The 21,645-nt window shown below is 69.2% G+C and carries 18 protein-coding genes; 10 read left to right on the top strand and 8 right to left on the bottom strand.

Annotated features, from left to right (window positions below; translation table 11 throughout):
- Window positions 1-2: 2 nt before the first annotated feature.
- Both KXD97_RS27930 and KXD97_RS27925 read right to left on the bottom strand, forming a co-directional pair.
- On the bottom strand, window positions 3-269 hold the full coding sequence (locus KXD97_RS27930; protein ID WP_260754161.1) for an ANTAR domain-containing protein: 267 nt from the start codon (window positions 267-269) through the stop codon (window positions 3-5).
- A 75-nt stretch (window positions 270-344) separates the two neighbouring features.
- Window positions 345-2,351, bottom strand: a complete 2,007-nt coding sequence (locus tag KXD97_RS27925) for a glycoside hydrolase family 15 protein (protein ID WP_260754160.1) — start codon at window positions 2,349-2,351, stop codon at window positions 345-347.
- A gap of 85 nt (window positions 2,352-2,436) precedes the next feature.
- Here KXD97_RS27925 and KXD97_RS27920 point away from each other — a divergent pair, with 85 nt between their 5' ends.
- The 7 genes from KXD97_RS27920 (at window position 2,437) to KXD97_RS27895 (ending at window position 8,002) form a co-directional block, all read left to right on the top strand.
- Entirely contained in the window at window positions 2,437-2,643 is a 207-nt protein-coding gene (locus KXD97_RS27920) for a hypothetical protein (RefSeq protein WP_260754159.1), read from the top strand.
- Window positions 2,644-2,783: 140 nt separating this feature from the next.
- Window positions 2,784-2,876, top strand: a complete 93-nt coding sequence (locus KXD97_RS33405) for an Ms4533A family Cys-rich leader peptide (protein WP_356948658.1) — start codon at window positions 2,784-2,786, stop codon at window positions 2,874-2,876.
- 113 nt (window positions 2,877-2,989) lie between these two features.
- Window positions 2,990-4,015: a sulfate ABC transporter substrate-binding protein gene (locus KXD97_RS27915; protein ID WP_260754158.1), complete on the top strand. Its 1,026-nt coding sequence runs from the start codon at window positions 2,990-2,992 to the stop codon at window positions 4,013-4,015.
- Window positions 4,012-4,905 (top strand): sulfate ABC transporter permease subunit CysT, encoded by an 894-nt coding sequence (gene cysT, locus KXD97_RS27910; RefSeq protein WP_260754157.1) that lies wholly within the window; start codon window positions 4,012-4,014, stop codon window positions 4,903-4,905. Before KXD97_RS27915 ends, cysT begins: the two co-directional genes overlap by 4 nt.
- The gene (gene cysW, locus KXD97_RS27905) at window positions 4,902-5,714 is read left to right on the top strand and encodes a sulfate ABC transporter permease subunit CysW (RefSeq protein WP_260754156.1); all 813 of its coding nucleotides are present in this window, start codon (window positions 4,902-4,904) and stop codon (window positions 5,712-5,714) included. The genes cysT and cysW overlap by 4 nt, the downstream gene beginning before the upstream one ends.
- Before the next feature lie 19 nt (window positions 5,715-5,733).
- The gene (locus KXD97_RS27900; protein WP_260754154.1) at window positions 5,734-6,756 is read left to right on the top strand and encodes a sulfate/molybdate ABC transporter ATP-binding protein; all 1,023 of its coding nucleotides are present in this window, start codon (window positions 5,734-5,736) and stop codon (window positions 6,754-6,756) included.
- Between the two features lie 148 nt (window positions 6,757-6,904).
- Complete coding sequence (locus KXD97_RS27895; RefSeq protein WP_260754153.1) at window positions 6,905-8,002, top strand: class I SAM-dependent methyltransferase; 1,098 nt, start codon at window positions 6,905-6,907, stop codon at window positions 8,000-8,002.
- A gap of 4 nt (window positions 8,003-8,006) precedes the next feature.
- Here the strand turns inward: KXD97_RS27895 and KXD97_RS27890 are convergent, their stop codons facing one another.
- The 5 genes from KXD97_RS27890 to KXD97_RS27870 all read right to left on the bottom strand — a co-directional run bounded on the left by KXD97_RS27890 (window position 8,007) and on the right by KXD97_RS27870 (window position 13,600).
- Window positions 8,007-9,002: a CNNM domain-containing protein gene (locus KXD97_RS27890; RefSeq protein ID WP_260754152.1), complete on the bottom strand. Its 996-nt coding sequence runs from the start codon at window positions 9,000-9,002 to the stop codon at window positions 8,007-8,009.
- The gene (locus tag KXD97_RS27885) at window positions 8,995-10,356 is read right to left on the bottom strand and encodes a hemolysin family protein (RefSeq protein ID WP_260754151.1); all 1,362 of its coding nucleotides are present in this window, start codon (window positions 10,354-10,356) and stop codon (window positions 8,995-8,997) included. The genes KXD97_RS27890 and KXD97_RS27885 overlap by 8 nt, the downstream gene beginning before the upstream one ends.
- A 90-nt stretch (window positions 10,357-10,446) precedes the next feature.
- Window positions 10,447-11,148, bottom strand: a complete 702-nt coding sequence (locus KXD97_RS27880; RefSeq protein ID WP_260754150.1) for a sirohydrochlorin chelatase — start codon at window positions 11,146-11,148, stop codon at window positions 10,447-10,449.
- A 7-nt stretch (window positions 11,149-11,155) separates the two neighbouring features.
- Entirely contained in the window at window positions 11,156-11,887 is a 732-nt protein-coding gene (locus tag KXD97_RS27875) for a phosphoadenylyl-sulfate reductase (RefSeq protein ID WP_260754149.1), read from the bottom strand.
- Window positions 11,888-11,893: 6 nt separating this feature from the next.
- Window positions 11,894-13,600: a nitrite/sulfite reductase gene (locus KXD97_RS27870; RefSeq protein WP_260754148.1), complete on the bottom strand. Its 1,707-nt coding sequence runs from the start codon at window positions 13,598-13,600 to the stop codon at window positions 11,894-11,896.
- A 351-nt stretch (window positions 13,601-13,951) separates the two neighbouring features.
- Between KXD97_RS27870 and hemW the strand changes: the two genes are divergently transcribed.
- On the top strand, window positions 13,952-15,091 hold the full coding sequence (hemW, locus tag KXD97_RS27865; protein ID WP_260758186.1) for a radical SAM family heme chaperone HemW: 1,140 nt from the start codon (window positions 13,952-13,954) through the stop codon (window positions 15,089-15,091).
- On the opposite strand, the gene KXD97_RS27860 is transcribed toward hemW, so the two are convergent.
- The gene (locus KXD97_RS27860; protein WP_260754147.1) at window positions 15,092-15,952 is read right to left on the bottom strand and encodes an LLM class F420-dependent oxidoreductase; all 861 of its coding nucleotides are present in this window, start codon (window positions 15,950-15,952) and stop codon (window positions 15,092-15,094) included. It abuts the gene before it with no gap.
- 48 nt (window positions 15,953-16,000) lie between these two features.
- Between KXD97_RS27860 and KXD97_RS27855 the strand changes: the two genes are divergently transcribed.
- Entirely contained in the window at window positions 16,001-16,384 is a 384-nt protein-coding gene (locus KXD97_RS27855) for a nuclear transport factor 2 family protein (RefSeq protein WP_260754146.1), read from the top strand.
- Between the two features lie 78 nt (window positions 16,385-16,462).
- On the top strand, window positions 16,463-21,643 hold the full coding sequence (locus KXD97_RS27850) for a type I polyketide synthase (protein ID WP_260754145.1): 5,181 nt from the start codon (window positions 16,463-16,465) through the stop codon (window positions 21,641-21,643).
- The last annotated feature ends 2 nt before the right edge of the window (window positions 21,644-21,645 follow it).

Genomic DNA, 21,645 nt, shown 5'->3' with positions numbered 1-21,645 from the left:
GCTCACCGCGCGGCGAGCGCCGCCCCACGACCGGTCATAATCAGCTCACCCCACGCGTTGAACGCCTCGGCATGGTCGGCCGACGCCGAACCGCTGGCGACTGCGACCAACCCGGAAGCGATGGCGCCCAACCCGATTCCGGTCTGGCGCACCACGCGCACCAGTTCGTCGAACGCCTCGCCGCGCGAATAGCCACGCAGGCCGATCAGGATGCCGACGGCGATGTCGATCACTTGACGCGAGGTGTCGTCTGCCACACGAGAACTCATGGCACCGATGGTCCATCGTGCCGGCCTTCGACGGCAGCATTCTGCGCGGGCAGACGCAAAATCGCGATGTTGTCGTTACACGGGGGCGTTGGCCGGCTGAAAGACGCCGGAACTGTCGGCCTCCTCCTCGGCGCGGATCACGTGCACGACGGCGTTGATCAGCGCCAGGTGGGTGAACGCCTGCGGGAAGTTGCCCAGGTGCCGCCCGGTGCTGGGCTCGATCTCCTCGGCGTAGAGATGCAGCGGGCTGGCGAATGACAGCAACCGCTCACACAAATGCCGGGCGCGGTGGATCTCGCCGATCTCGACGAGCGCCGACACCAGCCAGAACGAGCAGATCGTGAACGTGCCCTCCTCGCCGGACAGGCCGTCGTCGGTCTCCTCCACCCGGTAGCGCAGCACCAGACCTTCCTCGGTCAGCTCGTCGGCGATGGCCAGCACCGTGGCACGGATGCGCGGGTCGTCCGGCGGCAGGAACCGGGTGAGCACGGCCAGCAGCAGCGACGCGTCGAGCGCCGGGTCGCCGTAGCGCTGCGTCAGCACTCCGCGTTCGTCCACGCCGTGTTCGAGGATGTCGGCTTTGATCTCCTCGGCGATCGCGCGCCATTGCTGCGCGTAGGCCTTCTCGCCTTCCAGTTCGGCGAGCTTGGCGCCCCGGTCCAGCGCCACCCAGCACATGATCTTGCTGGACGTGAAGTGCTGCGGTTCGCCGCGGACCTCCCAGATGCCCCGGTCGGGTTCCCGCCAGTGCTTGATGGCCTCCTCGACCTGTTCCTTGAGCACCGGCCACAGCGTCTCGGGGATCTGCTCACGCGACTTGGTGTGCAGATACACCGAATCCAGCATGGTGCCCCAGATGTCGTGCTGCATCTGGTTGTAGGCGCCGTTGCCGATGCGCACCGGGCGCGAGTTGTCGTAGCCCGACAGGTGATTGAGCCCCTCTTCGACCAGGCTGCGTTCCCCGCCGACCCCGTACATCACCTGCAGCGGATGCCGCTCGCCGTTGTTGGCGCCCGACACGTCGGCGATGAACGCGAAGAAGTCGTCGGCCTCGCGGTCCAGGCCCAGCGTGTACAGACCCCACAGCGCGAACGTCGAGTCACGCACCCACGCATACCGGTAATCCCAATTGCGTTCCCCCTGAGGGGTTTCCGGTAGCGACGTGGTCGGCGCGGCGAGCAGCGCACCGGTCGGCGAGTAGGTCAGGCCCTTCAGCGTGAGCGCGCTGCGCTGCAGGTAGGCCCGCCACGGATGGTCGGGGAAGTCGCCGACGTTGATCCACTGGCGCCAGCACTCACTGGTCTTCCACATCTTGTCGGCGGCCTCTTCGTAGTTCTGCGGCGCCGGATGCTTGGACCAGCTGAGCGCCACGAAGACGTTGTCGCCCTCCTTGAGCCGGGTCCGCGCCCGCGCCTCGCGACCCTCCAGACCGATGCGCAGGTTGGTGGTCAGCCGCAGTGTCGGGTGCGAGTCCGGGTTCTTGGTCGCGCGGGCGATCGCCTCGCCGTACGCCTGCGCCGAGTACTCCCAGTGCGCGCTGGTGCGGTGGTAGTCGAACGACGGTTCGCAGCTCATCGCCAGCTCGACGGTGCCGCTGACGCACCGGACGGTGCGCAGCAGGATGTGTTCGGCATCCCAGTCCATCGGGGTGCGCCGGTGCGTGCGCGACCGGGTCTCCAGGTCGTGCCACGGACCCATCACCAGGGCGTCGCGCACGATCACCCAGCCGGTGTGGGTCTGCCACGTGGTTTCCAGGATCAGGCTGCCCGGCAGGTAGCGCCGCGCTGCCGGCACCGACACCCCGTAGGGGCCGAGGCGGAAATGACCGGCGCCGCGGTCCAGGATCGCGCCGAACACGCTGGGGGAGTCCGGCCGGGGCACACACAGCCACTCCACCGAGCCCGCCGACGAGATCAGGCACTGCGTCTCGCAGTCGGACAGGAACGCGTAGTCTGCGATCGGGGGGAACGGATTGCGCAGCGCGCTCTGGTGTGGATAGGCCGGCGGGGCGGCCAGCGCGAACGCTCCGGAATCCCCGTCGGAGGACAACTCTGCAGAGGTCTCGGTCTGCGGCAGAACCATTTGCTCATCATCGACTGCCGGGCGCCCCGGCGTCTACTCGACCACCCGGTGTTTCGCCGGGCCCCCGGGCGCATAGTCTGGCCGGATGGACGGCTTCCTCAGCTGGTGGGACGGAGTGGAGCTGTGGCTGTCCGGTCTGCCGTTCGTCGCGCAGACCGTGGTCGTGATGCCGGTGGTGTTGGTGCTGGCCTACGTGGTGGCCGTGGTGCTCGACGGCCTGCTGGGCAACGGCATCCGCATTCTGCACCGGATCCGACACATCGACGACGACAGAGAGGGTGGCGACGCATGAGCGGCATGCCGCGTTCGCGGGTCACCCTGGTCCTGGTGGCTTTGATCGTGTTCGTCATCGTGATGTGGTTGCTCACGCGCTGACGGGGTGACAAAAGACCCGCACGGCCGCTGTCCGGCAACTCTGTTACGCTTCGCGCCATGCAATCGGCGTCCGGCAACAAGAGCGGCCACATCGTGGCTCTCATTGCCGTGGGTCTGTGTGCCGTTGCTGATGTCTGTTGTTGTCGCTGACTTTCTGCCCGTTCACGGCTCGGTGTCGGTGACTGCTGTGGCACACCTGTCTCAGCGCTGAACCCGCCTTTCCGGAACGGTCCACCCCGAAATCCGACACCGGAAGGCCATCCATGCACAACACCCTGAAATCGACGAAGCGCTGGCGCACCGCCGCCGCGTTGGCAGTCTCCGCGACGGTCCTCGCAGCGTGCGGCGGCGGCGCCAGCGACGTGGCCGGCGGGGAAGGCGGCGACACCAACGCCGAGACCACGCTCACCCTGGTCGCGTTCGCGGTTCCGGAGCCGGGCTGGTCGAAGACCTCGCCGGCTTTCGCGGCCACCGAGGAGGGCAAGGGCGTCGCGGTCACCGGGTCCTACGGCGCGTCCGGTGACCAGTCGCGCGCGGTGGAGGCCGGCAAGCCCGCCGACATCGTGAACTTCTCCGTCGAACCCGACATCACCCGCCTGGTCAAGGCCGGCAAGGTCGACGAGAACTGGGACGCCGGTCCGAACAAGGGCATCGCGTTCGGTTCGGTGGTCAGCTTCGCGGTGCGTCCCGGCAATCCCAAGAACATCCGCACCTGGGACGACCTGCTGAAGCCGGGCGTCGAGGTCATCACGCCGAGCCCGCTGAGTTCGGGTGCGGCCAAGTGGAACCTGCTCGCGCCGTACGCGTACGCCAGCAATGGCGGCCAGGACCCGCAGGCCGGCATCGACTTCGTCAACAAGCTGGTCACCGAGCACGTCAAGCTGCGTCCCGGCTCGGGCCGCGAGGCCACCGACGTGTTCCGGCAGGGCAGCGGCGACGTGCTGCTGGCCTATGAGAACGAGGCGCTGAACTTCGACCTCGAGCATGTCAACCCGGCCGAGACGTTCAAGATCGAGAACCCGACCGCGGTGGTCAACACCAGCAAACATCTGGACAAGGCGCAGGCGTTCGTGGACTTCCAGTTCACCCCGGAGGGGCAGAAGCTGTGGGCCGAGGCCAACTTCCGGCCGGTCGACCCGGGCGTTCTCGCCGAATACGCCGACAAGTTCCCGGCCCCGGAGAAGCTGTGGACGATCGAGGATCTCGGCGGCTGGTCCAAGGTCGACGCCGAGCTGTTCGACAAGGACAACGGCACCATCACCAAGATCTACAAGCAGGCCACTGGATGACCTCATTCTCCGGGGTGGTCGATCCGAATCCCGAATCGATCCGGCCCGAGCTCACCGGTGACGGTGGCTCGGGCCCGCCCTCGCGGCTGCGGTATCGCAGCCACGGTTCCACGTCGTTGCGTGTCGGGGCGGCCACCATGTGGCTGTCGCTGATCGTGCTGCTGCCGCTGGCCGCGATCGTGTGGCAGTCCGCCGAGGGTGGGTTCGGGGCGTTCTGGTCGGCGGTCACGTCGCCGTCCGCGCTCGCGTCGCTGCGGGTGACGCTCACCATTTCCATCGGCGTCACCGTCGTGAACGGTTTCTTCGGCCTGATCGTCGCCTGGGTGCTGACCCGCGACGAGTTCCCCGGCAAGCGTCTGGTCGACGCGGTGATCGACCTGCCGTTCGCGCTGCCCACCATCGTCGCCAGCCTGGTGATGCTCGCGCTGTACGGTCCCGCCAGCCCGGTGGGCATCCACCTGCAGCACACGAAGTGGGGTGTGGGTATCGCACTGCTGTTCGTGACATTGCCGTTCGTGGTGCGCTCGGTGCAGCCGGTGCTGCTCGAACTCGACCGGGAGGTGGAGGAGGCCGCGGCTTCATTGGGCGCGAACAACGTCACGATCCTGGCGCGGGTGATCCTGCCTGCCCTGCTGCCGTCGTTGTTGTCGGGTGCGGGTCTGGCGTTCTCCCGCGCCATCGGTGAGTTCGGCTCGGTGGTGCTGATCGGCGGCGCGGTGCCCGGGGAGACCGAGGTGTCTTCGCAATGGATCCGCACCCTGATCGAGAACGACGACAGGGTCGGCGCCGCCGCGATCTCGATCGTGCTGCTGGCGATCTCCTTCGTGATCCTGTTCATCCTGCGCGCCATCGGTGCGCGGGCCGCGAAACGGGAGGCTCTGGCGCCATGACGCTCTCGCCGCTGGTCCGCCATGTGCTGCGCTGGGTTGCGCTGACCTACGTCGCCGTGCTGGTGGTCGTGCCGGTCGGACTGATCCTGTGGCGGACGTTCGCACCCGGCATCGGCGAGTTTCTCGCGTCGGTCGGCACCCCGGCGGCGATCTCGGCGCTGAATCTGTCTCTGCTCGTCGTCGCGATCGTGGTGCCACTCAACGTGCTGTTCGGCGTCCCGACCGCATTGGTCTTGGCCCGCAACAGGTTCCGTGGCAAGAGCATCCTGCAGGCGATAATCGACCTCCCGTTCGCGGTGTCTCCGGTCGTGGTCGGCGTCGCGCTGATCCTGCTGTGGGGGTCGGCGGGACTCTTCGGTTTCCTGGAGAACGGCTTCGGCTGGAAGATCATCTTCGGTTTCCCCGGCATCGTGCTGGCCAGCATCTTCGTCACGGTCCCGTTTGTGATCCGCGAGGTCGAACCGGTGCTCCATGAGATCGGCACCGACCAGGAGGAAGCCTCGGCCACCCTCGGCGCACAGTGGTGGCAGACGTTCTGGCGGATCACGCTTCCGTCGATCCGGTGGGGGCTGACCTACGGCATCGTGTTGACGATCGCCCGCACCCTCGGCGAGTTCGGTGCGGTGCTGATGGTCGCGGCGAACCTGCCCGGCTCTTCCCAGACTCTCACCCTGCTGGTGCACGACCGGTATACCCGCGGCGCCGAATACGGCGCCTACGCGATCTCCACCCTGTTGATGACCGTGGCTGTCCTCGTCCTGATCGCCCAGGTGATCCTCGACGCCCGCCGGACACGCGCCGCAAAATAGGCCCATAGGAGCAGACAGCATGACCCACGCGATCACCGTCACCGGCGCCAACAAGCGGTACGGCGACTTCGCCGCGCTCGACAACATCGACTTCGAGGTGCCCGCGGGTTCGCTGACCGCGCTGCTCGGGCCCAGCGGATCGGGCAAGTCGACGTTGTTGCGCGCCATCGCCGGACTCGACGAGCCCGACACCGGAACCATCACCATCAACGGCCGCGACGTCACGCACATCCCGCCGCAGAAGCGCGGAATCGGCTTCGTGTTCCAGCATTACGCCGCGTTCAAGCACCTGACGGTGCGCGACAATGTCGCGTTCGGGTTGAAGATCCGCAAGAAGCCCAAGGCCGAGATCAAGGCCAGGGTCGACGACCTGCTGCAGGTGGTGGGGCTGGCGGGCTTCCAGAGCCGCTACCCCAACCAGCTCTCCGGCGGGCAGCGCCAGCGCATGGCGCTGGCCCGCGCATTGGCCGTCGATCCCGAGGTGCTGCTGCTCGACGAGCCGTTCGGCGCGCTGGACGCCAAGGTCCGTGAAGACCTGCGGGCCTGGCTGCGCCGCCTGCACGACGAGGTGCACGTGACGACCGTGCTGGTCACCCACGATCAGCAGGAGGCCCTCGACGTCGCCGACCGGATCGCGGTGCTCAACAAGGGCCGCATCGAGCAGGTCGGGTCGCCGACGGAGGTCTACGACAGGCCGGCCAACGCGTTCGTGATGTCCTTCCTGGGTGCGGTCTCGTCACTCAACGGGGTGCTGGTGCGGCCCCACGACATCCGGGTGGGCCGCAACCCGGAGATGGCGATCGCCACCTCGGACGGCTCCGCCCAGTCCACCGGCGTGACGCGCGCGACCATCGACCGGATCGTGGTGCTGGGCTTCGAGGTCCGCGTCGAGCTGACCAACGCCGCGACGCACACGCCGTTCACGGCGCAGATCACCCGCGGTGACGCCGAGGCGCTGGGACTCAAGGAAGGCGACACCGTCTACGTGCGCGCCACCCGGGTGCCTTCATTGCCCGACGACGTCCCGGTTCCCGTCGGCTGAACGGGCTCTCGCGTGCCGAACCGACACGTCGGCCGGGGGAGGCCCGTTGGCTGGAAGGTCGCTTGGAAACAGGTAGTCATCCCTGATCCGCTGCGGCGTCCGCAGGTTCATGCTGAGTGGTGTAGCCCTCCGGAGAAAGGACACCACGATGACTACATCTCCGCTATCTCCGCCCGCCACGCCCACGCCCTCGGTCGATCCGGACCGGCTGATGAGTTTCGTGCTGCGCGCGGTCGACGAAACCGGTGCGGCGCTGAACTGCGCGCTGGTGGTGATGGGGCAGCGCCTCGGCTATTACCGCAGCCTCGTCAAGAACGGACCGAGCACGCCAGCAGAACTCGCCGAGCGCACACACACCGACCAGCACTACGCCCGCGAATGGCTCAACGCCCAGGCTGCCGGTGGTTTCGTCGCGTACGACCCGGCGACAGGGCGCTACCATCTCCCGCCGGAACAGGCCACGGCACTACACGACGAGACCAGCCCCGCATTCGTCGGTGGGCTGTTCCAACTCGCCTACGGGACGTTGCGCGACGCCCTGACAATCGTCGACGCGGCCCGCACCGGGGCGGGAATGGGCTGGGGAGAACACAATTCCGACGTACACGTCGGCTGCGAGAAGTTCTTCCTGCCGACCTACGCGAGCCACATCGTCAACGACTGGATTCCGGCCCTGGAAGGGGTGGCGGACAAGCTTGCCGGCGGCGCCCGAGTCGCGGACGTCGGCTGCGGCCACGGTGGTTCGACGCTGCTCATGGCACAAGCGTTCCCCAACTCGGTCTTCGTCGGCACCGACGTGCACGCCGGCTCCATCGAGACCGCCAGGCAGCGGGCCGGCGCGGCACACGCCGATCTGCAGGTGAGTTTCGAGGTTGCCGCAGCCGACGAGATCAGCGGTGGGCCATACGATTTGGTGACGATGTTCGACTGCCTGCACGACATGGGCGATCCGGTCGGCGCGGCTCGCCGGGTCCGCGAGGTGATCGCCGAGGACGGAACCTGGATGATCGTCGAACCAGCGGCCGGCGACCGGGTGGAAGACAACCTCAACCCGATCGGCCGTGCCTACTACGGGTTTTCGACGTTGCTGTGCACACCGTCGTCGTTGGCGCAGCCGGTGGGGATGGCGCTGGGCACCCAGGCCGGTCCGGCACGCATCCGGGACGTGGTCCGGGAGGCCGGCTTCAGCCGGTTCCGGGCGGCGGCACAGACACCGTTCAACAACATCTTCCAGGTCCAGCCCTGACCGTTTACGCGGCGTCAGGCAACAGCCGGTACAGCAGATCGGTGAGCGTCAGCAGCCCCCGTCCCGACGGGCCGTCGACCACGACCAGGTGGTTGCGGGTCTCCCGCATCAGGCGCAGCGCCTCATAGACCGGGGTGCTCTCCGGAACTGACAGCACGGGCCGCATCAGCTCGCGGGCGGTGGCCGTGGTGGACAGGCTGTCCCGGACATGGACCACGCCCACCACCGCTGCGCCGTCGCGGACCAGGAGCCGCAGATGGCCGGACCTGTACGCGGTCTGCTGAATCTCGGCGGGCGTCGCGTCGGCAGGCACCTCGCTGTACTGGGCATCGCGGCGGGCCAGTTCGCCGACGGTCAGCGCCTCCAGTTCCAGCGCGCTGGTCAGGTTCGCGTGATAGCGCTCGTCGAGGGTGCCGACGGTGGCCGAGTGCTCGACGAGCTGACGCAGCGCGTCGGGGTCCTGGCTGTCGGCCAGTTCGTCGACCGGGGTGACACCGACGCGGCGCAGACACCAGTTCGCGGCGTGGTTGAGCGCCCGCAGCAGCGGCCGGGTCGCGAACATGAACCCCCGCATAGGCAGGGCGAGCAGCGTCGCGGACCGTTCCGGATGGGCGATGGCCCACGACTTCGGCGCCATCTCGCCGACCACCAGATGCAGGAACGTCACGATGAGCAACGCCAGCACGAAGCCGCCGACATCGGCCGCCCAAACCGGGGCGCCAAGACCGCGAATGAGCGGTGTGATGGCGTGGTGCACAGCGGGTTTGGTGATCGCACCGAGGAGCAGCGTGCACACGGTGATCCCGAGCTGAGCGCCGGCCAGCAGCAGGGAGAGCTCGCCGGCGCTGCGTAGCGCGGCGCGGGCGGCGGCGCTGGTGGCCGCGGCATCCTCCAGCCGGTTGCGCCGCGCGGCGATCAGTGCGAACTCGACCGCGACGAAGAAGGCGCTCAGGCCGATCAGCGCGACCGTGACTGCGGCGACGACCCACGGACTACTCATCGCCGGCCTCCTCGGAGACGGTCACGAACACCGATGCCGGGACGCGCCGCTCGATCGAGCGGACCTGCGCCTTCAACAACCGTTTCGGGGGCACTCCGTCGCCGCGCAGATCCGCCGGGTCGGCGGGCAACGGGATCACGACCTCGTCGCCGACGGCGGGCAGTCCTTCCGCATGTGCGATCACCATGCCGGCAACCGTTTCGTAGTCACCGGGCGGCAGGGTGACGCCGAGCGTACGTTCGGCCTCGTCCAGCGGGAGATCTCCGGCGAGAAGCCAGCCGTCGCCGTCGGCGATCACGTCGGCCTCGGTGTCGGTGTCGTGTTCGTCGTCGATCTCGCCGACAAGTTCCTCGGCGATGTCCTCGATCGTGACGATGCCGGCGAAGCCGCCGTACTCGTCGATGACGATGGCCATCTCCGCCCCGGCCCGCTGAAGATGACGCACCACGTTGGGCAACGGCAACGTCTCGGGCACCACCACCGGCGGCCGGCAATGTGCTTGCGCGGTGTCGGTGGCGGGCACCGGCCCCAGCAGGTCCAGCAGCTCGATCACGCCCACCACGTCATCGGGACTCGAGCCGGTGACGGGGTAACGGGTGTGGCCGGTGGCCATCCGCGCCAGCACGGTGGCCACCGGTTCGTCGGCGGACACGGTGTCCACACGCGAGCGCGGGATCATCGCGTGTTCGGCTGTGCTGGTGGGGAAGTCGAGGATCCGGTCGAGCAGCGCCGACAGTTCGTCGGGGATCTCGCCGGCGTCGCGGGACGCGGCGACGATGTGTTCGAGGTCGCGCGGGGTGGCGGAGTGCTCGACGTCGTGCACGGGCTCGATGCGCAGAGCGCGCAGCAGCAGGTTCGATGACTGGTCGAACAGCCAGATGAGCCAGCCGAACAGCTTCAGGTACAGCGTGGTGGACAGCGCCAGCCGGCAAGCCAACGGTTCCGGGCGGGCGATCGCGAGGTTTTTCGGGAACAGCTCGCCGAACACCATCTGCACGACGGTGGACACCGTGATCGCAACCAGGCCGCCGATCGCCACGGCGATCGCCGTCGGGATCCCGGCGCCGCCGAGCAACACCGTGAAACCGCGCCCGATCAGCGGCTCGGCGACATAGCCCACCAGCAGTCCGGTGACGGTGATGCCGAGTTGCGCGCCTGAGAGCATGAACGAGGTGCGCCGGGTGACGGCCAGCGCACGGGCGGCGGCGCGGTCACCGGCCTCGGCCCGAGCTTTGAGCCGCGACCTGTCCACGGCCATGTAGGCGAATTCCTGCGCGACGAAGTATCCGGTCAGCGCGGTGATCGCCAGCACCACCAGGAAGCCGATGAGAATTCCGAGAACGGCGGTCAGCATGCGACCGCCCCGGGTCTATGAGGTGGCATCGTGTCCTTGCTCGGGTGGGATGACGCCCCCACAGTACCGACTCTGGGAAAGCGCTGTGAGTCAGGCGGCCGCGTGCACCGCGAGAGCCGCGTCGAAACGGTCCAGCACCGTCGCGGCGACCTGCCGGTGCGCGCCAAGCGGCGCCGACATCGGGATGCCCTGAGCCGCAGCGAATTCGGCGACCCGGTCGGTGATCCGGCCGTGCGCGAGAAACCACGGCGCGATGACCAGCCGGGTGGCGCCACGGCGGCGCAACTCGTCGGCCGCCTCGGCGAGAGTGGGTTGCGGGCCGGTGGCGAACGCCGTCGTCGCGGTCCACCGGGTGGTCAGCGTCAGCTCACGTGCCACCGTCGCGGTGCGGGCATTGGCCTGCGCGCGGGACGAACCGACCGCGGTCACCAGCACCCCGACGCTCGGATCCAGCCGCGAGATCCCCGCGTGCTCCAGGCGCTGCCGCAGCACGTGAATCAGTCGGTCATCCTCGCCGAGCACGTCGGCCTGACAGACGTTCGCGCCCGAGTCCGCGATCATCTCGGGGATGTCCACCCGGGCGTGGTACGCGTCGGCCAGCAACAGCGGCACCACAACCGAGGGCCGGCGCAGCGTGCACAGCACGTCACGCAGATTCGGAGAGTTCTGCTCGCAGAACGCGATTCGGGCATCCAGGCCCGGACGCAGCCACCGCACGCATTCGACGATCGCGCGCGCCGTCACCGCCGACCGGGGGTCGGCACTGCCGTGCGCGGTCAGGACCAGCGTCACCGGAACCTCACGATGCGTGCAGTCCGCATTCCGTCTTGGACTGGCCCGCCCAGCGACCGCTGCGCGGATCGGCACCCTCGACCGGCTTGTTGGTGCACGGCGCACAGCCGATCGACGGGTATCCCTCGTCGACCAGCGGATTGACCAGAATGCCGTGGGCGTCGATGTAGGCCTGCATGTCCTCGTCGGTCCACGCCGCCAGCGGGTTGATCTTCACCAGGCCGAACGCCTTGTCCCAGCTGATCAGCGGCGCGTTCGCGCGGGTCGGCGCCTCCACTCGGCGGATGCCGGTCACCCACGCCGAGTAGCCCTGCAGCGCCTTGGACAGCGGTTCCACCTTGCGCAGCCGGCAGCACTCGTTGGCGTTGCGCTCGAACAGGTTCTTGCCCAGCACCGCGTCCTGCTCGACGACCGTGCGCTCGGGGCGCACGTTGACGACGTTGACGTCGTAGACCGCCTCGACGGCATCGCGGGTGCCGATGGTCTCGACGAAGTGGTAGCCCGTGTCGAGGAACAGCACATCGACCCCGGGACGCACCTTGGACGCGAGATCGACGAGCACCGCGTCCTGCATGTTGGAGGCGACGATGTAGCCGGATCGACCGGCCGCCCCGCCGGCGGATCCGAAGTGCTCGTCGGTCCAGCGCAGCAGTTCCTCGGCGGTGGCGTCCGGCCCGAGCTCAGCGGCACCGCGCTCGGCCAGCTGCTGCAGATCGGTTTCGGTCAACAGGTCGGTCACCTCACATCACCTCAAATCCGCATCGTCGGCGCGAAGCGCCCACGTCGCGAAACGCTCGCCGTCCTCGCGTTGTTTCACGAAGTTGCGCACGACACGCTCGATGTAGTCACCGAGCTCGGTCGCGAGCACCTTGTGCTGGCGCAGCTTGCGGCCGAAACCGCTGTCCAGGCCCAGGCTGCCGCCCAAGTGCACCTGGAAGCCCTCCTCAGGGCCGTTTCCGTCGTCAACCATCTGGCCCTTGAAGCCGATGTCGGCGATCTGGATGCGGGCGCAGGAGTTGGGGCAGCCGTTGATGTTGATGGTGACCGGCACGTCGAGCTGGGCGTTGATGTCCTCCAGACGCTTCTCCAGCTCGGGCACCAGCACCTGGGAGCGGCTGCGGGTCTCGGCGAAGCTCAGCTTGCAGAACTCGATGCCGGTGCACGCCATCAGGTTGCGCCGCCAGTGCGACGGGCTCGACGGCAGGCCCAACGCGTCCAGCCCGGCGCGCAGCTCGTCCAGTTTGTCGTCGGGAACGTCGAGAATGATCAGCTTCTGGTACGGCGTGAACCGGATCCGGTCGCTGCCCGCCGCCTCGGCGAGGTCGGCCACCCTGGTCAGGATGGTGCCCGAGACGCGGCCGGCGATCGGCGCGACACCGACAGCATTCAGGCCGTTCTTGAGCTTCTGCACACCGACGTGATCGATGGGCCGGGTGACCGGATCGGGAGCGGGCCCGTCGATCAGCGGGCGCTTCAGGTACTCGGTCTCCAGGACCTCGCGGAACTTCTGCACGCCCCAGTCCTTAATCAGGAACTTCAGCCGGGCCTTGGAGCGCAGCCGCCGGTAGCCGTAGTCGCGGAAGACGCTGACCACGCCCTCCCACACGTCGGGCACCTCGTCGAGCGGCACCCACACCCCGACCCGCTGGCCCAGCATCGGGTTGGTCGACAGCCCGCCGCCGACCCACAGGTCGAAGCCCGGACCGTGCTCAGGGTGGTTGACGCCGATGAACGCGACGTCGTTGACCTCGTGCACGACGTCCTGCAGGCCCGAGATCGCGGTCTTGAACTTACGCGGCAGGTTGGAGTACTCCGGCTTGCCGATGTAGCGCTTGACGATCTCGTTGACCGCCGGCGTGCCGTCGATCACCTCGTCGAGCGACTCACCCGCCAGCGGCGAGCCGAGCACCACGCGCGGGCAGTCGCCGCACGCCTCGGTGGTCTGCAGCCCGACCTCGTCGAGCCGCCGCCAGATCTCCGGCATGTTCTCCACCTGGATCCAGTGGTACTGGATGTTCTGCCGGTCAGAGATGTCGGCGGTGTCCCGGGCGAACTCGGTGGAGATCTCGCCAAGGGTGCGCAGCGCCTTGGCCGTCAGCGCGCCGCCGTCGCTGCGGACCCGCAGCATGAAGTACGAGTCCTCGAGCATGTCGGTGTTCTCGTCGCCGGTCCAGGTGCCGTCGTACCCCGGCTTGCGCTGGGTGTAGAGGCCCCACCAGCGGAACCGGCCGCGCAGGTCACCTTTGTCGATGCTCTCGAAGCCGTTCTTGGCGTAGATGTTCTCGATGCGCGCCCGCACGTTGAGCGGGTTGTCGTCCTTCTTGGACTGCTCGTTGGGATTGAGCGGCTCGCGGTAGCCGAGCGCCCACTGGCCTTCGCCGCGCGGTCGCTTGGCGGGCTTGGCGGGTTTGGTGGCTGCCGCCGGCGAGCCGGCTTCATTTGTCGTGGTCATGGATCGGGCTCCTGGTCGGAGCCGGCGTTCAGATCGCGCGTCAGTCCGGTGGCTGTCCGGCGGCGCAGATCCGTCGGCCAGCTGATGTTGGTTAGGGCTGGGTCCTACAGAATCCGCAAGCTAGGGCAGACAACAACAGGTGCACACGCGCTTGAAGTCGACATGACGGCGCACCACCAGCGAGACCCGGCGGGGGAAGCTGTGGGCAGTCACGTCGGCCATTGTGCCACGGACACCCACACCGACCCTAACCGGCCGATATTTGCGCTCAGGCTGAGCGAAACCCCGCTCTGGAAGACTGGGCAGGTGACACCACTTCCCGACACCGCGCAGCGGCCCCTGCTGCCTGAGATGACGGCGGTACCGGGCCGCCCGTTCGGGTTGTACATCCATGTGCCGTTCTGCGCGGCGCGTTGCGGATACTGCGACTTCAACACCTACACCCCGGCTGAACTGGGCGGCGCCAACCCCGACGGTTGGCTGGCCGCGCTGCGCACCGAGCTGCGCCTGGCTGCTGCGCACCTCGGGCACCCGCCGGACGTGCAGACGGTGTTCGTCGGCGGCGGAACGCCGTCGCTGCTCGGTGCGGCGGGACTGAGCGCCGTGCTCGACGCGGTGCGCGACCAGTTCACGCTGGCGTCCGGGGCCGAGGTCACCACCGAGTCGAACCCGGAGTCCACGTCGCCGGCGTTCTTCGCCGGCCTGCGCCGCGCCGGCTACACGCGCATCTCGCTGGGCATGCAGTCCACCGCGCCGCACGTCCTGGCCGCGCTTGACCGGGTGCATTCCCCGGGCCGTGCGCTCGACGCCACCCGGGAGGCCCGCGAGGCGGGTTTCGACCACGTCAACCTGGATCTGATCTACGGCACGCCGGGGGAGACCGACGACGACCTGCTGCGCTCGGTCGACGCGGCGGTCCAGGCCGGCGTCGACCACGTGTCGGCCTATGCGCTGATCGTCGAGGACGGCACCGCGCTGGCCCGCCGGGTGCGTCGCGGTGAACTCCCGGCCCCCGACGACGACGTGCTGGCCCGCCGCTACGAACTACTTGACCGGCGGCTGGCCGACGCCGGTTTCGACTGGTACGAGGTGTCGAACTGGAGCCGCCCGGGCGGGGAGTGCAGGCACAACATCGGCTACTGGGCCGGCGGCCAGTGGTGGGGTGCCGGCCCCGGCGCGCACGGCTACGTCGACTCCACCAGATGGTGGAACGTCAAGCACCCCAACGCTTATGCGGCCGTGCTCGACGACGGCGGCCTGCCGGTCGCGGACTTCGAGCGCTTGGACACGGACACCTCGCACGTCGAGGACGTGATGCTGCGGGCGCGGTTGCGCACCGGTCTGCCGGTGCACGTGCTGTCTGCCGAGGAACGCGACCGCGCCGAACGCGCCGTCGCGGACGGGTTGCTGCGCGCCGACGGGGAGGCGCTGGTGCTCACCGACCGGGGACGGCTGCTGGCCGATGCGGTGGTGCGGGACCTGCTGAGCTGACTACAGCAGCGCGTCGGCGAGCCTGCGCCACTGCTCGCGCGGGAACTCCCGCGGATCCGCGGTCAGCACCTGCACGCAGACGTGGTCGGCGCCGGCATCCATATGCTCCCGCACCCGCCGGCGCACCGCGTCCTCGTCACCCCAGGCGATCAGCGCGTCGAACACCCGGTCACTCACCGAGGTCAGGTCCTCCTCGGTGAAGCCGAGCCGCAGCAGGTTGTTCGCGTAGTTCGGCAGCGCCAGGTACGACGTGAGCCACTGGGTGCCTACCTCGCGGGCCTGGTCGCGGTCCTCGGTCAGCATCACGGTCTGCTCGGGCAACAGCATCGGCCCGGCGCCCAGCACCCCGCGGGCCTGCCGGGTGTGCTCGGGCGTGGTCAGGTAGGGGTGCGCGCCGCCGGCGCGCGTCGCCGAGAGCTGCAGCATCTTCGGGCCGAGCGCGGCCAGCACCCGGTTGGCCGTCGGCACCGGCCGCGGCGAGGCGTCGATGCCGTCGAGGAAGGCCTTGGTGGCGGCCAGCGGCTTGCGGTACCGGCCCGGCTCTTTCGAGTCGATCAGCGGTGCGTGGCTGACGCCGATGCCGAGCAGGAACCGCTCGCCGTGGGCCTCGGTGAGCGTGGCGTAGCGATCCGCGACCTCGGCGGGTTCGTGCATCCAGAGGTTCAGGATGCCGGTGGCGATGACCGTCTTCTGGGTGGCCGACAGCAGATTCTCCACCGAGTCGAACACCGGTCCACCGACGTCGGGGATCCACAGGGCCGTGAAACCGAGCTCGTCGAGCTCGGCGGCGGCTTCGGCCGCCTCGTCCGGATTTCCGTACCGCAGTTGCGAACTCCACAGGCCGACGCCGGACAGTTTCATAGCTCCAGTCATACCGTGCCGACTGCCCGGGCCGCTACGGTCGTGCGCATGGCTTTCGACTCCGCCGCGGTGGCCCGTGCGTTCTCCGAGCACCGTTTCGAGCACGCGCTCAAGCACCTGGCCCGGGACGTCAGGTGGACGATCGTCGGCGGCATGGTGCTCGAAGGCGCCGACGCGGTCCGGCGCACCTGCCAGGACACCATGGAGAGCCTGAAGGGCACGGCGGTGGAGTTCGACCGCCGCGTCACGGCCGCCGGTGGTGACGTCGTTGCCGTCGACACCATCGCCCGCTACGTGAGGCCCGACGGCGTGACCGCGGTGGCCAGCTGCGCGGTTTACGAGTTCGCCGGCGAGCAGATCACGACGATCACGTCGTACGCGGTCGAGGTCGATCCCGAGGACCCGGGAGCGCAGCCACCACCGCATCGGTGATCGAGCCCGCCCCGGGAATCGCCTCGAAACGTCCGGGTACCTCCCTGGGAGCAAACCTGCTGTGCCAGGATGTCCGGCATGTCGACGCCAGGGTTAGGGCAGGCTACCCACACCTATGCCCCCAGTCCGGCCTCGGCGCCGAACGGGACCGCCGCACCCGCGCCGATCGCCGTGGTCGGCATCGGCTGCCGGCTTGCGGGTGACATCACCACGGCGCGGGACTTCTGGTCGTTCCTGCTCGCAGGAGGCAGCAAGGTCACCGAGGTGCCTGCCGAACGCTGGGAGCCCTATCTGCACCGCGACCCGCGCAACGCCGCGCTGCTGCGGGAGACCACGCGATGGGGGACCTTCCTCGACGACCTCCCCGGCTTCGACGCCGAGTTTTTCGGCGTCTCGCCGCGCGAAGCCGAGCTGATGGATCCGCAGCAACGCATGGCACTCGAGGTGTCATGGGAGGCGCTCGAACATGCCGGCATCCCACCGCGCTCGCTGGCGGGCAGCGACACCGCGGTGCTGATGGGTGTCAACTCCGACGACTACGGCAAGCTGCTGATGGAAGACATCGCCGGTATCGAGGCGTGGACCGGGATCGGCACATCGCTGTGCGGGGTGGCCAACCGGGTGTCCCATCTGCTGGATCTGCGCGGGCCCAGCGTCGCGCTCGATGCGGCGTGCGCGGCGTCGCTGGTGGCGGTGCATCAGGCCTGCCAGCTACTGCGCGACAGTGAGACCTCGCTGGCGCTCGCCGGTGGGGTGAGCGCCCTCATCGGTCCCGGCCTGACGCGGGTGCTCGACGTCGCCGGCGCCACCGCACCCGACGGACGCTGCAAGACCTTCGACTACTCCGCCGACGGTTACGGCCGCGGCGAGGGCGCCGCGGTGGTCGTGCTCAAGCGACTGTCCGACGCCGTCCGCGACGGCGACCGGGTGCTCGCGGTGGTGCGCGGCGGCGCGGTCGCCCAGGACGGCAGGACCGTCGGCATCATGTCGCCCAACGGGCAGGCCCAGGCGGACCTGTTCCGGCTCGCCTGCCGCGCCGCCGGCATCGACCCCGCCAGTGTCGACTACCTGGAGGCGCACGGGACCGGCACGCCCACCGGCGATCCCGTCGAGATCTCGGCACTGTCGGCCGTCTACGGCCGAGGCCGGGGTGAGCGTCCATGCGCAATCGGTTCGGTCAAACCCAACACCGGACACCTCGAGGGCGGGGCCGGCGTCGTCGGGTTGATCAAGGCGACGCTGGCGCTGCACCACGAAGAACTGCCGCCCACCGCAGGGGTCCGTACGCTCACCACCGCCGTCGACTGGGGCAGCAGCGGATTGCGGGTGCCCATCGAAGCCGAACCGTGGCCACGGGGGCCCGAGCCGCGGCGCGCCGCGGTGTGCAGCTACGGCTATGGCGGCACCATCGCACACGTCCTGCTCGAAGAGGCGCCCGCCGCTGCCGACGGCGAAACCAGCGGCGGCACAGCGGAGTTCATCCCGCTGTCAGCGCGCTCGGAGCCGCGTCTGCACGCCCAGGCAGGAGCCCTGGCAGAGCACCTGCGCACCGCGCAGATCCCGACCGACGAAGTGGCCGCCACGTTGTGGACCCGTCGAGCCCACGAACAAGTCAGGGCTGCGGTGCTCACCGAGGACGTGCACGCGCCCGTCGACGCACTGGATGCGCTGGCCGCCCAGCAGCGGGATCCGCGGGTCGTGACGGGATCGGTCGTGCCCAATGCGCAGGACGGTGCGGTGTGGGTGTTCTCCGGGCACGGATCGCACTGGGCCGGCATGGGCCGCGAGTTGATCGCCACCGAACCGGTTTTCGCAGCGACAGTCGACGAGGTCGACCGGGTGTTCGGCCGGGAACTCGGCTTCTCCGCGCGCGAGGCGCTGACCACCGGAGTGCTGGGGGACACCGCGCGGGTGCAGGCGCTCACGTTCGCGATGCAGGTCGGGCTCGCGGCGCTGCTGCGCAAGCGCGGGGTCGAACCGGCCGCGGTGATCGGCCATTCGGTGGGTGAGGTGGCGGCGTGTGTGGTCGCCGGGGTGTTCGGCCTGGCACACGGCGCGTCGATCGCGTGCTACCGCGCCCGGGGATTCCGGGCGGTCGCCGGGCAGGGCGCAATGGCGTTGGTGCGCTTGCCTTTCGGTGAAGCCGACCGCCGGCTGGCGAGACGCACCGATGTGGTTGCGGCGATCAGCGCGTCGACGGAGACCACCGTGATCTCCGGGACGGTGGCCGCGGTGGACGAGATCGTCGAGGCGTGGACGGCCGAAGGGATGACGGTGCGCCGAGTCAACACCGACGTGGCGTTCCACAGCCCGGCGATGGACGCTCTCACCGGTGAGCTCGCGCGACTGGTCGCGACGCTGCCCGAGCCGGACCGGGCCCGGGTGCCGCTGTACACGACGGCGCTGCCGGACCCCCGCTCGGATGCGGCGCGTGATCCGGATTATTGGGTGGCCAACCTGCGCGGGCGGGTGCGCTTCGCAGAAGCCGTGCAGGCGGCCGGCCAGGACGGGCACCGTCTGTTCCTCGAGGTGTCGGCCCATCCGGTGGTCGCCCACTCGATCGTCGAGACACTGACCAGCCTGGGCATGGACGACCACGCCGTGGTGCCGATGATGCGGCGTGACCACCCCGAGCGGCAGGCCGTCGGCGCCGCGGTCGGCGCGCTGTACTGCCACGGAGCACCGATCGCGCACGGGTTCACGCCGGCCATGCGGTGGGCCGACCTTCCGGGCACGCAGTGGCAGCACCGCCGGTTCTGGCGCACTCCGACTCCGCCGCCCAATACCCGGGCGCTGCACGATCCCGCGTCCCACACGCTGCTCGGCGGCGCCGTCGACGTGACCGGGGAGGTGCCCGCTCGGGTGTGGCAGACCCGGCTCGACATGGACAACCGGCCCTACCCCGGTGACCATCCGGTACAGAACACCGAGATCATCCCCGCCGCCGTGCTGTTGAACACCTTCCTGACCGCGGCGGGATCGGGCCTCACCGACGTGCGGCTGCGCACCCCCGTGCCGCCGGGGCGGGCCCGCGACATCCAGGTGGTGCTCCAGGACCGCTCGCTGCGGATCTCCTCGCGACTCACCGACGACGACAGCGGCGACGAGTCCGGATGGCTCACCCACAGCAGCGCCGTCGCGGCGACCGACGAGGACTTCGCCGGCGAGCTCAACGAGTTGATGAGCGGCGGCATCCACGCCGCCACCTGGGACCGCTGTTCCGAGCAGCTGCCGCCCGGCCACGTCGTCGACACGCTCGGGACACTCGGTGTCGCGGCGATGGGCTTCGACTGGCAGGTGCGCGAGATGCGCTGTGGTGCAGGCGAACTGCTCGTGCGTGTGAGCGCCACCTCAGACGGCTCGGCGCCGCGTTCCTGGGCTGCGCTGCTGGACGCGGCGACGTCGGCGGCATCCACGGTATTCGACGGCCCGCCCCGGCTGCGGATGCCGGCACGCATCGACCGCGTCCACGTCTGTGGCGAGCCACCGGCCGTGGCCCTGCTGCATGTGCGTCGACGGGAGGGCACCACGACCGACGTCGCGATCGCCGACGAGTCGGGAGCGGTGCGTGCGTCGCTGACGGCGATGACGTTCGAGGAGCTGGAAAACGCCGGGGGTGCGGACACGTCCCGGATGCTGCACCACATCGCATGGCACGAAACCGCGTTCGACGTCGGCGACCGACCGGCTGAGGTCGCCGTCGTGGGCTCCGAATGCGACGCGGTGCTGCGGTCCCTCGATGACGCCGGGGTTGCGCATCGCGTCTACGACAGCGTCGAGCAGGTGCCCGGCGACGCCGGCCCGCGCTCGGTGGTGCTGCTGCTGCCGCGAGCAGATTCGCCGGAGGCTGCGGCCGAGCAGGTGCTCGACACCGTGAAACGACTCAACGGCAACGGTTCTCAGGCGCGTCTGTGGGTTCTCACCCGAAACGTGCACGAGGGTACCAACCTGGTGCACGCACCGTTGTGGGGCATGTCGCGCGTTGCCGCGGCCGAACATCCGCATCTGTGGGGCGGCGTACTCGACCTCGCCGACGGGAAGGTGCCGCTCGGTGTGCTGGCGTCGCTGCCCGGCCACGGCGTCGTGGTGGTCCGCGATGGTGTCGCGTTGACCGCCCGACTGACGCATGCGCGGGCCAACGGTGCACCGAAGACGTCCATGCCCGGCGGAGCGCCGATGACGTGCACGCCCGGCGGAACATATCTGGTGACCGGCGGCACCGGGGCGTTGGGGCTGCGGGTCGCGCAACGCCTCGCCGACCTCGGCGCACGCCGGCTGGTGTTGTTGTCGCGCTCAGGGATGCCGCATCGCAGAATGTGGGCCAAGACGCCGACGGAAGCGGTTCGCGCGGTGTCCGCGCTGGAGGAGCGCGGCGTGTCCGTGCACGTCGCCTCGATCGACATCGGGGCTTCGGGCGCCGTCGATCAGCTGCGTGCGGTGCTGGCCGACCTGCCGCCCGTACGGGGCGTGGTCCATGCGGCCGGTGTGGAAGCCGGTGCGCTGCTGCTGAATACGTCTGCAGATGATTTGCGGACCACGATGCGCCCGAAGGTGTCGGGCACTCTGGCGTTGCACGAGTTGTTCCCGCCCGAGCAGTTGGACTGGATGGTGCTGTACTCGTCGTGCGGCTACCTGGCCGGCTTCCCCGGGCAGGGTGCGTATGCGTGCGCCAACGCGTTCCTGGACGCGATGGCCAGACATCGCCGCAGCCTCGGGGACAACACGGTCAGCGTCGCGTGGACGGCGTGGCGCGGTCTGGGTATGGGATCGACGTCGGGATTCGTCGCAGCACAGCTCGAAGCGCTCGGTATGGGGACTGTCGGCGCCGACGACGCGATGCGGGCGCTGGACTCGGCCATGCGGGGCGACGACCCGAATGTGGTTGTGCTACCCCTGCTTCCCGAGGCCGCGGCGGTGCCGATCCTGGCTGATGTCGCACCGACCGTGGATGCGGAAGTGGGTGAGGCCGTGCCCATCGGACCCGGCGAAGCCGAGCTGGGCGAGTGGGTGGCGGAGCAGGTCGTCGAAGCGGTGGCTGCTGAACTCGGGCTGTCGGCAACTGATGTGGATCTGCGGGTTCCGTTGGTGGAGGCCGGCGTCGACTCGATCATGACGGTCGCGCTGCGGCGCGCGTTGGAGAAGCGCACAGGTCTGTCGCTGCCTCCGACACTGCTCTGGGAGCACCCGACGGCAGCGGCTGTGATCGACCGGATCGTCGAGCTGCTCGCGCCGCACACCGAAAAAGCCGACGTCGCCTGATC

Source organism: Mycobacterium sp. SMC-8 (assembly GCF_025263565.1).
Lineage (GTDB): Bacteria > Actinomycetota > Actinomycetes > Mycobacteriales > Mycobacteriaceae > Mycobacterium.
Note: the sequence above shows the minus strand (reverse complement) of the source record. Positions and strands in the feature narration are given on the sequence as shown.